The 13,370-nt window shown below is 36.2% G+C and carries 12 protein-coding genes and 1 riboswitch; of the genes, 9 read left to right on the plus strand and 3 right to left on the minus strand.

Annotation, left to right across the window (positions count from 1 at the left end; translation table 11 throughout):
- The first annotated feature begins 68 nt into the window (after nt 1-68).
- From truA to AC4BC7_RS14850, 6 genes are all read left to right on the plus strand, one after another.
- Complete coding sequence (truA, locus tag AC4BC7_RS14825) at nt 69-809, plus strand: tRNA pseudouridine(38-40) synthase TruA (protein ID WP_207942508.1); 741 nt, start codon at nt 69-71, stop codon at nt 807-809.
- 172 nt (nt 810-981) lie between these two features.
- The gene (locus AC4BC7_RS14830; RefSeq protein WP_207942507.1) at nt 982-1,167 is read left to right on the plus strand and encodes a hypothetical protein; all 186 of its coding nucleotides are present in this window, start codon (nt 982-984) and stop codon (nt 1,165-1,167) included.
- A gap of 45 nt (nt 1,168-1,212) precedes the next feature.
- Nucleotides 1,213-1,311, plus strand: a riboswitch (purine riboswitch).
- Nucleotides 1,312-1,366: 55 nt separating this feature from the next.
- On the plus strand, nt 1,367-2,365 hold the full coding sequence (add, locus tag AC4BC7_RS14835) for an adenosine deaminase (protein ID WP_207942506.1): 999 nt from the start codon (nt 1,367-1,369) through the stop codon (nt 2,363-2,365).
- 65 nt (nt 2,366-2,430) lie between these two features.
- Complete coding sequence (locus AC4BC7_RS14840) at nt 2,431-2,946, plus strand: DUF6630 family protein (RefSeq protein ID WP_243430756.1); 516 nt, start codon at nt 2,431-2,433, stop codon at nt 2,944-2,946.
- Entirely contained in the window at nt 2,918-3,751 is an 834-nt protein-coding gene (gene msrA, locus AC4BC7_RS14845) for a peptide-methionine (S)-S-oxide reductase MsrA (RefSeq protein WP_243430754.1), read from the plus strand. Before AC4BC7_RS14840 ends, msrA begins: the two co-directional genes overlap by 29 nt.
- Before the next feature lie 73 nt (nt 3,752-3,824).
- Nucleotides 3,825-4,646: a methylenetetrahydrofolate reductase gene (locus AC4BC7_RS14850; protein ID WP_207942505.1), complete on the plus strand. Its 822-nt coding sequence runs from the start codon at nt 3,825-3,827 to the stop codon at nt 4,644-4,646.
- A 134-nt stretch (nt 4,647-4,780) separates the two neighbouring features.
- Here AC4BC7_RS14850 and AC4BC7_RS14855 read toward each other — a convergent pair whose 3' ends face one another.
- Both AC4BC7_RS14855 and AC4BC7_RS14860 read right to left on the minus strand, forming a co-directional pair.
- Nucleotides 4,781-6,172 (minus strand): Ig-like domain-containing protein, encoded by a 1,392-nt coding sequence (locus tag AC4BC7_RS14855; RefSeq protein ID WP_490503243.1) that lies wholly within the window; start codon nt 6,170-6,172, stop codon nt 4,781-4,783.
- A 161-nt stretch (nt 6,173-6,333) separates the two neighbouring features.
- Nucleotides 6,334-7,236 (minus strand): magnesium transporter CorA family protein, encoded by a 903-nt coding sequence (locus AC4BC7_RS14860; protein ID WP_207942503.1) that lies wholly within the window; start codon nt 7,234-7,236, stop codon nt 6,334-6,336.
- 255 nt (nt 7,237-7,491) lie between these two features.
- On the opposite strand from AC4BC7_RS14860, the gene AC4BC7_RS14865 reads away from it, so the two are divergent.
- Nucleotides 7,492-9,003, plus strand: a complete 1,512-nt coding sequence (locus AC4BC7_RS14865; protein WP_207942502.1) for a DUF1846 domain-containing protein — start codon at nt 7,492-7,494, stop codon at nt 9,001-9,003.
- A gap of 103 nt (nt 9,004-9,106) precedes the next feature.
- On the opposite strand, the gene AC4BC7_RS14870 is transcribed toward AC4BC7_RS14865, so the two are convergent.
- Complete coding sequence (locus tag AC4BC7_RS14870; protein ID WP_490503244.1) at nt 9,107-10,114, minus strand: zinc-dependent alcohol dehydrogenase family protein; 1,008 nt, start codon at nt 10,112-10,114, stop codon at nt 9,107-9,109.
- A 219-nt stretch (nt 10,115-10,333) separates the two neighbouring features.
- On the opposite strand from AC4BC7_RS14870, the gene AC4BC7_RS14875 reads away from it, so the two are divergent.
- A complete protein-coding gene (locus AC4BC7_RS14875) occupies nt 10,334-11,671 on the plus strand; it encodes a family 4 glycosyl hydrolase (protein WP_207942559.1) in 1,338 nt (445 codons plus the stop codon).
- Nucleotides 11,672-11,751: 80 nt separating this feature from the next.
- Nucleotides 11,752-13,326 (plus strand): alpha-glucoside-specific PTS transporter subunit IIBC, encoded by a 1,575-nt coding sequence (locus AC4BC7_RS14880; protein ID WP_490503245.1) that lies wholly within the window; start codon nt 11,752-11,754, stop codon nt 13,324-13,326.
- Nucleotides 13,327-13,370: the final 44 nt, after the last annotated feature.

Consider the following 13,370-nt stretch of genomic DNA (forward strand, 5'->3'; position numbering starts at 1 on the left):
ATATTGGGAATGTGGCGGTGTTTCGTATACAATATAAGAGGTAGAAGTTAAAAATAAGGAGCATACACATGAGAAATATAAAATTAACCATCGAATATGATGGCAAACGATACCTTGGTTGGCAACGACTAGGTGATTCAGATAAAACGATTCAAGGAAAGATTGAGAATATTATTACCCAAATGACTGGGGAAAAACTTGAAATTATCGGTTCTGGTCGTACGGATGCTGGAACACATGCTCGTGGTCAAGTTGCCAATTTTAAGACAAATACTACATTAAGTCGTGATGAAATCTTAGACTTTATGAATCGTTATCTCCCACAAGATATTGTGATTAAAAAAGTAGCAGAAGTCCCAGAACGATTCCATGCACGATACAATTGCAAAGGCAAACAATATAGCTATTATGTTTGGAATGATCCAATTCCCTCAGCGTTTGAACGACATCGTAGCTTTCATGTCCCACAAACATTAGACCTTGTAAAAATGAACGCAGCCTGTGAAAAATTACTCGGCAAACATGACTTTATTGGATTTTCTGCTTTGAAAAAAACGAAGAAATCCACTGTTCGCACGATTGATGAAATCTCTGTTCAACGTGAAGGAAGTCTGTTACATTTTACTTTTGTTGGTGATGGATTTTTGCACAAAATGGTCCGAATTATTACGGGAACATTAATAGAAATCGGTGCGGGTAAAATGCAAGTTGCGGACATCGATGCTATTTTTGAAAGTAAAGTTCGACAAGATGCTGGAGAAACAGTGCCCGCACAAGGACTGTTTTTGGATGAAGTGTATTATAAATAAGTTTAAACCTAACGATATTCGTGATGATGTTGTTAGGTTTTTTTAACTATTTTTTTACAATACTAACTAAGACGGTAAAATCTTTGTTAAAACTAGCCGATTATATAAAGTAGAAGCCATCAAAGAAAATAATGTTGGTAGCAAATAAAATGAGTATAGAGGGGTGAAAAAAGTGAAGCGTGTAACCAAATATGGGATAATCTTGGTGTTAGGAATATCTTTGTTAGGCATTTGGTTAAGTTTTAATTCAAATATGGAAGAGGGAAAATCCACATTATTTAGCATTTGTTTATTGTTGATTTCTCTTTCACTTTATTTGATAGTAGGCGGAGAAAATAATGAGAGTGACAAAGTTTAAGAATAATAATTGACAAGTCTGTTAATATTTATTATCCTTATAAAAAATTAAACAAGAATAAATTTTCGTATAACTCCAATAATATGGTTTGGAGGTCTCTACCAGGAACCGAAATTCCTGCTTACGAAGAAAGTACTAGATATGTATTTTCTTCGTAAGCAGGAATTTTTTTATTTAGGAGCTACGTGAGGAGGATATTATGAATTCATTACCGAAAATTGAATTACATTGTCACTTAGATGGAAGTGTACGGGTAGAAACGGTATTAGCCATTGCCCAAAAAGAGGAAATTTCATTGCCAACCTATGATTTAATAGAATTAAAAGAAGCATTGGTAGCACCAGTTGAGTGTGCTTCTCTAGAAGATTATTTAAAACGATTTGCATTACCAAATGCGGTGATGCAGTCAAAAGAAAGTTTACAACGAATTACCTTTGAATTATTTGAAGATGCAGCTAAAGAAAATGTGAAATATCTTGAAGTGCGTTTTGGTCCGCTATTGCACACATTAAAAGGATTGACGTTGGAAGAAGTCATTCAAAGTGTGCTTGATGGGATGAGACAAGCAGAAGCTAGCTATGACATCAAAGGCAATCTTATTTTATCTTGTTTACGTTCCATGTCTGTTGAAAGTGCCTTTGAAGTTGTGGAAGCCGGGCAAAACTTTTTAGGAAATGGGGTCGTTGCGATAGATTTATGTGCCATTGAAGAAGTTGGTTTTTGCGAGCGATTTGTTGAACCAATTGCTTTAGCGAAGAAATACGGGTATCGTGTGACCATTCATGCTGGAGAAACAGGTAGCGGACAAAATGTCATTGATGCGATTGAATTACTAGGCGCAGAGCGAATTGGGCATGGTGTGTTTATTAAGGATGAACCAACTGCGTATCAATTAGTAAAAGAACGCCAAATCGTCTTAGAAATGTGTCCGACAAGTAATGTACAAACAAAAGCTGTCTCTAGTTATCAGAATCATCCTATTTATCAGTTTCATCAAGCGGGCATCAATGTAACGATTAGCACCGATAATCGGACCGTTTCTGATACAACGATGACAAATGAAATGTTGTGTATTCAACGAGCATTTGCGACAGATGAATCGCTTTATAAACAAATTTATCAAACAGCCGTTGCTGCGGCTTTTGCAACTGATGAAGTAAAAGCATGGTGTCTTACACAATATGAGGCGCAATCTTAATCTCGAAATTTGCTTGAAATAAAAATTTTCCAGTATAATTGAAGAAAAGCGTGGAGGTTATCAACATGTCAAAAACAAAATGGATGCCATTAATTGAAATTACAAAAATTTTGACGGAGAATGATGTAGACGCAGTGGATAGTATTTCCTTGCTGGTTGAACAACCAGAGAAATTTACAAGTCAATATGCTGAATGGATAGAAAATATGGAATACTCCCCTGAGGATGAAGCGGATGTTATCACCGCCTATTGGTTAACTGGGTATGATACCCCCCATGATTTTGGGGCATATATTGATTGGAAAGAATGGCCGGAAGAAATCATTGCCCAATTAGAACCGAGCATTCTAAAAAAAGGGTATGCTATAAATTTAAAAGATGTACCAATTATAGCTGATGAAGCAACCGATGTTTTTTTAGAACGTTTGAAAAATTTTTTAGAACAGCATAATTATACGCTAGCTTTTTGGGATGTGGGTGGCGATTGTTACCATTTGTATATTATTCCTAAAGCAGCATTTCCACGTTTAGAAATTTTAGGAAAAGAAATCTATGTTTCATTTTTTAATACCTATGAATAAACAAAATGAAACGATAGAGAACGTACTGCACGATATTTACAATTTGATTTTAACAAAAGGCACGCGTGAATGGGAAAGAGAACAGTTGATTATCGCCAAAGATGCATTAGCGCAAGAAATAAATGTGCAAAGTGAACTTTCAAAGTTAGAAGCAAAATTGCGACCACTAGCTTTACGAAATAACTTGACGCCGGATGTGATGGACTTCTATTTGAAAATAACCGGCAATACTGTTGATGTGCAACAGGAGGCCTACACCAGAGATAACGATAATTTTGCGTACCAAGAACGAGCCGTTTTTGCGGGCGGTTGTTTTTGGTGTATGGTTGAACCATTTGAAACCCAAGCTGGTATTGTATCGGTCTTATCTGGTTATACTGGCGGAAAAATAGAACATCCAACGTATGATCAAGTTAGTAGTGGATTATCGGGTCACGTAGAAGCAGTCGAAATTATTTTTGATCAGCGAATAATCAGTTATCGTGATTTGGTGGAACTATATTGGCAAATTACTGACCCAACGGATGCTTTTGGGCAGTTTCAAGATCGTGGAAATCACTATCATCCCATCATTTTTGTTCAAGATCATCAGCAACGACAAATTGCTGAACAATCCAAAGCAGAACTAGCCTTCAACTATAGCCAACCCATTGTAACAGAAATTCGCCAAGCCGAAACTTTTTGGCCAGCAGAAAATTACCATCAAGCCTTTTATAAAAAACAACCGAAACGCTACAAGGCGATAAAACGAGCACGTCAACAATTGCTTTTTTATCAAACGATTAAACGCAAACTACATGGATAGCATACCCCAAGGAAAACGCTAAGACTTTCCTTGGGGTATTGATTGATAATAAAGAAAAACAAGGAGTATTTTTATGACACGCACAACCTTTTCTTTGGAAGTTGTTCCGCCCAATGACCGTTTTTCCTATGAAGAAGTGGCACAATGTTCGGCACAGCTTGCCAAATTGCAGCCAGCATTTATCGGAATACCAAGCATTGATAAGACTAAAATTGAACAAACTCTCCAACTGGCAGGTTATATTCAGCAAACATTAGCAATTGAAGCGTTACCTCACTTACCCGCCCGTTTTATGACAAAAAAACAAGTCCAGCAGGCTTTGGCATTGTTACAAGAACAGGACGTTTTTCAATTGTTAGCAGTCAGTGGTGAAGTTACTGCGAAGGACGTGCCAACGGGTGAATTTCAGTTTGCGAATGAATTAAGTTATTATATCAATGAACAGACCACGCAATTTACTGTGATGGGAACATGCCACCCAGAACACATGACGAATCAAGAAACAGCACGAATAGAAGTAGCATATCTTCAACAAAAGGTACAAGATGGCTGTCAACAATTCCTCACGCAATTATTTTTTGAAAATGACGGTTTTTATCGATTGCATGAAGTGTATGACCATTATTTAAACTTGCCGTTATTGGTAGGTGTATTACCGATTCTTAGTTATTCACAAGTACTTAACATGGCGACACGCAATCAACTAGCTATTCCTAGAAAATTAGCCATTATTTTGGAAAAATATCAATACAAGCCACTATCTATGCGGGCAGCAGGAATCGATTATACACTGCATCAAATAGACGAATTACTTACGCATCGGGTAGATGGCATTCATTTGTTTACGATGAACGATGTAGACGCTACCCAAGAAATTCATCGAAGTTTTTGGTAAAAAGTACGCTAATAGAAAAAACAATCCGAACGATAAGGTAAAGCATGGCGCACATTCTTGAGAAGATGCGATTAAACCTGCTTTCTATCATTCGGATTGTTTTTTGGTATTTTTAGTTTATAAAGGTTAGTTGCTTAATCTTCCCAGCCGCACAAATCGTAACCAGCACTTTTCGCTTGGTTTTCGGTCATCGAAGAAATTGAATGCGCATTTTTTAAACCACGACAATGCGCATCATAGTGGTATTTTTTACCAGATTTAGGAGCAATATAGACAGTTTTACCGATTGGCTTGGTAGCATTAACGTTAATTGTCACAGAAGATGTTTTTTTACCATCTTTGGTTGTAACGGTAATGGTCGTTTTGCCTGCTTTTTTGCCAGTAATTTTACCATTGGCATCAATAGTAGCGACTTTGGTATTTGAAGATTTCCAGGTTACACCTTTATTGCTAGCATTGGTTGGATTAAATGTTGCTTTAACTGTAGTTGTTTTACCGACCGTAATTGTTTTGGTTGGAGCATTGATACTAACACTTTTAACAGCTACTTTTTTGGCTTGAACTGTAACAGTGACTTTGGCTGTTTTTTTACCATCAGTTGTGGTTGCTGTGATAGTTGCTTTGCCTGCTTTTTTGCCAGTAATCTTTCCTTTGCTATCAACAGTGGCAATTTTTGAATCAGAAGACTTCCAAGAAACTGTTTTGATGGTAGCGTTAGTAGGTTTTATCGACGCAGTGGCAGTTGTCGTTGCACCAACTTCAATTGTTTTAGAGGTAGGCGAGACAGAAACACTCGTGACACTTCGATTTTTGACAGTAATTTTTGATGTAGCTGATTTTGCATTGTTACTTTTAGCAGTAATTGTTGCTGAACCAGCTTTTTTAGCAGTAACCTTACCTTTAGAGTCGACCGTTGCGACCGATGTATTTGAGCTTGTCCAAGTAACAGTTTTATTTAATGTGTTATTTGGTGCTACTGTGGCATTTAACGTCGCTGTTTCGTTAACATATAGTGTTTTTTCCTTTTGCGAAAGCGTCACACTAGCAACAGCTGGTAAAACAGAAGCAGTAAAGTGATAGTTTTTGGCTTGTGTTAAATTTTGTGTATTTTTAAAGCTAAAATAATATTTTCCTTTAGGTAACGTCTGTTTGACCAGTATTTGCGAAGTGGCATTAGACACTTTTTTAGCATTGATTAGCACGTTACCAGCACTATTGCTTAATTGAAAAGTCGCGAGTTGTTCATTGGTTTTTCCCGTGCCATTAAAGATGAGTTGAATATCACTAGTTGTATTTAGCGTAAGAGCATAGACATCCGTATCTTGTTTTCCAGAAAAATTCCCCTGTATTTTTCTGCCTAAAACAAGATTATTTGCGCGTGCATTGTCGCCGTTAAATTCTTTTTCAGAGATAACGGGACTAGTTGCTGCATCTACAGCAACAGAGGTAGGAACAGCGATAAAACTTGCAAAGAGACCGGCTAACAAAACCTGATTTAACACTTTTTTCCATTGAATTATTTTCATATTTTTACTCCCTTTCTTTTGGTTTCACTTGAAGTATAGCTCATATGAAATAATAAAGCATTAAGAAATTTAAGAAAAAATGTGAAATGAAAAAAAGTACGTATATTAGTAAATAAGTCCAGTAAAAAAAGCACCACGACAGTAGCTGTCATGGCGAGAAGTTATTTCATAAATTTACGAAGTATCCATGATAAGATAAACCAAATAATGGTACTCATAGCAATTGTGATAAGCCATCCGGACGTATTATTTTCTAACGGTAATGGCATATTCATACCAAAAAATCCCGTAATAATAGTGGGAATCGTTAATAATACCGAAAGGACAGTTAAGATGCGCATGGTATCATTCAGTGTGTTGTTTAAGACATTATTATAGGTACCAGACAGCTGTTGTAAAATTTGGGCAGACAACCGAGTCATTTCAACTAATTGTCTTGCTTCAATCACGACATCTTCTAGCTGTTCTTTTTCGCTTGGAGAGAGCGTTTTATATACCGCGTGTGAACGGATTTGTTCAAGTAAGACAGTATTTTGTTTAGAGGCAGCAACTAAATAAACAATCCCAATTTCTAGGTCAGATAATAACAATAAATTTTGTTTACTCGTTTTTTCTTTTAATTTATGATTGACAGAAATGCGAGACTCATCCATTTCTTCAATATAAGGAAAAAATAAATCTGTGATTAAAAATAAGCTGCTAAACAAAAAACTAAATAAGGTGCTGTCAGGAAACTTATCTAGATATTTCTCCATTTCTTGAAAAATATAGTGGGTTTTTTCGTTAGTTACAGTGATTAATTGATTGTCTTTTACGATAAAGGTCATAGGTAACGTTTCATAGTGGTTATCATTTTTTTCTCTATTAGGTACATTGAAAATAACAACGAGAGTCTGGGTGATTTGATCATAATCTAAATGAGCACGTTCATTTTTATCCAGTGTGTAATCAATCACTTCACTATCAATCCCATAATTTTTGTAAAGTGTACGTAATTCAGCTCGTGACTGCGTGTTTAAATTAACCCACGTGTTTTCCATTCCAAATGCTTTTTTTGTTATCATGTGTTTCACCTGCTTCTGTTTTTAGCAATACGCTGTATTCTAGCAAGGGTTTCTAGAAAAAACAAGTAAAGGCATAGTTTCTATTTCTTCCATCAACTTAATTAGTGGATTCCCTTACAACATAAAATGACAAAAATCTTTTATAATTTTAGTGATTTACGGTTGTATATTTCGCTGATTTCTGTTTGAATTATACAAGAGAATTTTAGTTTTTGTAGGTGCAAGTTTTTAATTTAGGTGAGGGGTAAGAGAATAGTGAAAAAAATTGGCTTTGATCCACAGAAGTATATTGAAGAACAATCGAAGTATATTTTAGAGCGTGTGAACAATTATGATAAATTGTATTTAGAATTTGGTGGAAAACTAATCGGTGACATGCATGCAAAACGTGTCTTACCTGGTTTTGATCAAGATGCAAAAATCAAGTTGTTGCACAAACTAAAAGATAAAACAGAAATTATTATTTGCGTATTTGCAGGTGACATTGAGCGAAATAAAATTCGTGGTGATTATGGCATTACGTACGATATGGATATTATGCGTTTGATTGATGAGTTAAGTGAATATGAATTGGCGGTAAACAGCGTGGTTATTACACGTTATAACGGTCAACCATCTACAAAAATCTTTATCAATAAATTGAAACAACGTGGCATTAAAGTCTTCACGCATGGTGAAATTGAAGGTTATCCAGTCAATGTTGATAAAATTGTTAGTGATGAAGGCTTTGGGATAAATGAATACATTCCAACAACGAAACCAATTGTCGTAGTCACTGGACCTGGTGCAGGTAGTGGGAAATTAGCTACTTGTTTGAATCAGCTATACCACGAAAGTCGTCATGGAAATACAGGTGGCTATTCTAAATTTGAAACTTTCCCAGTGTGGAATGTGCCATTAAAACATCCATTAAATATTGCTTATGAAGCAGCTACAGTTGATTTAAAAGATGTGAATATGATTGATTCGTTCCATTTTGATTATTATGGTGAAGTAGCGATTAACTATAATCGCGATTTAGAAACTTTCCCAATCATCAAGCGTACGATTGAACGTATCACAGGCAAAGAATCAGAATTTCATTCGCCAACAGATATGGGTGTGAACCGTGTTGGTTTTGGAATTATCGATGATGAAGTGGTACAAGAAGCATCCAAACAAGAAATTATCCGTCGTTATTTCGAAACTGCTGCAAATTATAAAAAAGGAATCACTGATATTGATACGTTAAATCGTATTCAAATCATTATGGAAGAAATTGATTTACGTCCTGAAGATCGTCCATGTGTGAAACCTGCCAGAGATTACGCAGAAGAATTAAAAACAAAAGATTGGGATCAAGAATTTGTCCCGCCAGTGATGGCATTGGAGTTATCTGATGGTCAAATTATTACCGGGCGTGGTTCTGATTTAATGGATGCAAGTGCAGCAGCGATTTTAAATGCAATTAAAAAATTAGCCAATATTGGCGATGAAATTTTGTTGTTATCACCAAATATTTTAGAACCAATTCAAAAACTAAAAGCAAACGAATTATCTGGCCGTATTACTTCTTTAAATACTTCAGAGATTTTAATTGCTTTATCCATCAGCGCAGTAACAAATCCAACTGCACAATTAGCATATGATAAATTAACAGAGCTAAAAGATACGCAAGCTCATTCAACAGTTATCTTTAATAAAGATGATGAACAAGTGTTACGTAATTTAGGAATTTCTTTCACTTGTGATCCGATTTACCCTTCAAAAAATTTATTTTATGTATAAAACAGCAGAGACTGTGAAATAAGTCTAATTAACAATGAAATATCCGAACGATAGAGAGTCGCAAAAATTCACTCTCTATCGTTCGGATATTTTTATCTTGTTTTTACTTATTTGCGGGTAGTTCAATAATTGCTTTGGTGATGCCGTAAGTAGGGTAATTTGCTAAGACATCGGGAACTTCTTCCAACGTAATTTTGTGAGACAACAACGGCGTAAGTTGGATTTTTTGTTGATTCAATAATTGAACGGCTTTTGATAAGGTAAATGGATTGATAAAGGAACTAGTAATCTTTAATTCTTTACTGAATATATCATAAGCAGGAATCGTGATTTCGGTATCTGGAGAAGGAACGCCAAATAATAAAACGTTTGCCCCTTTACCTGCTAAAGAAATAGCTGTTTCACTCGTGACTTTTTTACCGATGCATTCAATTACCAAATCAAATTCTTCTGAAATGTCATCAGCTGTTCGATAAACTTCATCCGCACCTAATGCACGTAGTTGTGCATGTTTTTCAGTGTTTAATTCACAGACACTAATTTTTGCAGGGGAATATAAACGAGTGGTTTGTAAAAAGAGTGAGCCAATAAATCCACCGCCAATAATTAAAATGTTTGTTTCAGGGGTAATAGGGTCGATTTGATCAAAGCCATGTAAGACACAACTTAAAGGTTCAACCATAGCGCCATGTTCGAAAGGAATTTCAGGATTTAATTTCAAACAAGCAGTCGCTGGAGCCGCACAATATTCTGCCATGCCACCATTACGAGTGACGCCTAATGCAGATAAATGGTCACATAGTTGAACGCGCCCTTGTCGGCAATAATCACAATGTCCACAATAAATATTCGGATCAATGGCTACATGGTCACCGACTGTTAATTCTGTCACTTCTGCACCGATTTTAACAATTTCTCCAGCAAATTCATGCCCTAAAATCACCGGTGGAGTAACTTCTGCTGAACCGGGTTCTCCATTAAAAATATGCACATCAGTTCCACAAATTCCACAAAATTTAACATTTACTAACACTTCATTTGCGGCAATTTCAGGAATAGATTGCTCTTGTATTGCCATTTTTTCTTTTCCAGTTAATACTAATGCTTTCATTGATAATCTCTCCTTTTATAAGTATGAAGTTATTTTATTCTATCTTAAAACGATTTCAATTAGGGTGTTTTTTTAGAAAAAAAGCGGGAAAATTTTCCAAAGTCTGACACATAGATTCAAAATCGTAAACGAGGATTCTAAAGCGTTTGCGCCTATTGAAGCGTACGAGAAAGCTTGTTATAACTCTAAGTGTAAGACAAACAGCTAAAGGAGACTTTTATTATGAATCAATCATCATCAATTGTTATTGCCGGTGGCGGTAGTACCTTTACCCCAGGTATTGTTTTAATGTTATTGGATAACCTAGACCGTTTTCCAATTCGTCAGATTAAATTTTATGATAATCTGTATGAACGCCAACAACAAGTTGCGGATGCTTGCGAAGTCATTATTCGTGAAAAAGCACCAGAAATTCAATTTGTTGCTACCACAGATCCAGAAGAAGCTTTTACAGATGTCGATTTTGTTATGGCACATATTCGCGTAGGCTTATATGCGATGCGTGAAAAAGATGAAAAAATTCCATTGAAATACGGTGTCGTTGGTCAAGAAACATGTGGACCTGGAGGCATTGCTTATGGTATGCGTTCAATTGGTGGCGTGTTAGAAATTGTTGACTATATGGAAAAATATTCACCAGATGCCTGGATGTTAAACTATTCCAATCCAGCCGCTATTGTCGCTGAAGCAACGCGACGTTTACGTCCTAATTCAAAAATCATCAATATTTGTGATATGCCAATTGGAATTGAAGACCGTATGGCAAAAGCGGCAGGACTTGCTTCTCGAAAAGACATGGAGATTCGTTACTTTGGATTAAATCATTTTGGTTGGTGGACTGATATTCGGGATAAACAAGGAAATGATTTGATGCCTAAAATTCGTGAACATGTGAAGCAACATGGCTATTTGTTAGAAGAAGAGATGGAAGGTTCTCAGCATAGTGATGAAAGTTGGGTACAAACATTTGGGAAAGCGAAAGAAGTCTTTGAACTAGACCCAACCACTATGCCCAACACATATTTAAAATATTATTTCTTTCCACAAGATGAAGTCGCGCATACTAATCCAGAATATACACGTGCCAATCAAGTAATGGCAAGTCGTGAAAAACATGTTTTTTCAGAATGTAATCGAATTGCTCATGTGAATACGTCAGATGGAATGACATTGGAAATTGATGAACACGCATCTTATATTGTCGATTTAGCACGAGCAATTAAATTTAATACGCATGAACGAATGTTATTAATTGTTCCAAATAATGGAGCGATTTCAAACTTTGATGAAACAGCAATGGTTGAAGTACCTTGTATTTTAGGTGCAAATGGTCCGGAACCACTGACACAAGGGAAGATTCCACAATTCCAAAAAGGCTTGATGGAACAACAAGTGTCGGTTGAAAAACTAGTAGTGGAAGCATGGATTGAAGGATCGTATCAAAAGTTGTGGCAAGCACTAATTCTTTCTAGAATTGTACCGGATGCTCGTACAGCCAAACAACTATTGGATGAGTTATACGAAGCAAACAAAGACTTTTGGCCAGAATTAAACTAACTTAGTTGGATAGAAGGTAGCTGATGATGCCTTCTATCTTTTAATCAAAAATGAAAAGGGATACAAGGAGGAAAAAAGTTATGATGGAGAAGTTTCAAAAATTTGGTGGAGCAATCTTCACGCCCGTTTTATTATTTACATTTTCAGGTATTATGGTTGCGTTAAGTATTGTCTTCACTAATCCCATGCTTGTTGGTTCGTTAGCCAATGAAGGAACGTTATGGACGAATGTCTGGACGATTTTCCAAAATGGTGCATGGACGGTTTTTAATCAAATGGAAATCTTATTTGCAATCGGTTTGCCATTAGGATTAGCGAAAAAGGCAACCGGACGTGCTGCGTTGGAATCATTTGTTTTATATATTACATTTACTTATTTTGTTAGTTCATTTATTCAGTTGTTTGGTCCATTTTTTGGCGTTGACTTTAATGCAGAAGTTGGTGGCGATAGTGGCTTAAAAATGATTGCCGGCATTAAAACATTAGATACAGGTGTCTTAGGAGCTATCTTAGTCGCAGCTGTAGTAGTTTGGGTTCACAATCGTTATTTTGATAAAAAACTCCCCGACTGGTTAGGTATTTTCCAAGGATCAGCTTTTGTTTGTATCGTAGGATTTTTTGTGATGTTTCTCTTGGCATTTGCTACTTGCTTGATTTGGCCAAAAATTCAATCAGGCATTGGTTCATTGCAGCATTTAATGGCGAATTCGGGAATTTTTGGTGTGTGGCTTTATACTTTTCTAGAACGGATTTTAATTCCCACTGGTTTACATCATTTCATCGCGGCACCATTCGTTTATGGACCAGCTGTTGTTGAAGGTGGTTTAACCCGTTATTGGATGGAACATATTCATGAATTTGCACAAAGTACCAAACCAATGATTGAATTATATCCAGAAGGTGGATTTGCGTTAACAGGTAACTCCAAAATTTTTGCGCCATTAGGGATTGCGGGTGCGTTTTATATGACTGCGAATCCTGATAAAAAGAAAAAAGTATTAACATTATTAATTCCAATTACGTTAACGGCAATTGTTGCCGGAATTACCGAACCACTGGAGTTTACGTTCTTATTTGTCGCACCGATGTTATTTGTTGTGCATGCGTTGTTAGCTGCAACTATGGCAGCTGTAATGTATCAATTTGGTGTAGTAGGCGATTTAGGAGCGGGCTTAATTGAACAAGCTGCTAAAACATGGATTCCTTTGGCACAAAATCACTGGCAAACATATGTATTACAATTTGTTATTGGTATTTGTTTTACGGTGCTATATTTCTTCGTTTTCCGTGCACTAATTTTAAAATTCAATTTAGCTACTCCAGGACGTGAAGAAGAGACGGAAGAAGTGAAATTTTATAGTAAACAAGAATACCGTGAAAAACAAAAAGGAGACACCAACGAAAGTCCATTTTATGATCAAGCAGCAAGGTTTGTAGAAGCTTTAGGTGGCAAAGAAAATATTGAAACCGTCGCAAATTGTGCCACTCGTTTACGTGTGAGTGTGGCTGATGTGGAGAAACTAGCTAGTGACGGTATCTTTAGAAATCTAGGAGCTCATGGAGTTGTTCGTAAAGGGAATGCTGTTCAAGTGATTGTTGGGCTCGATGTTCCAATGGTAAAAGCACAAGTAGATCTAATTATGAAAGGAAAATAATTAACGCGTAATTTTGGGTGAATTTGGTATAATGGGAATAAAAA

This window comes from Enterococcus sp. AMC1623, assembly GCF_058216495.1.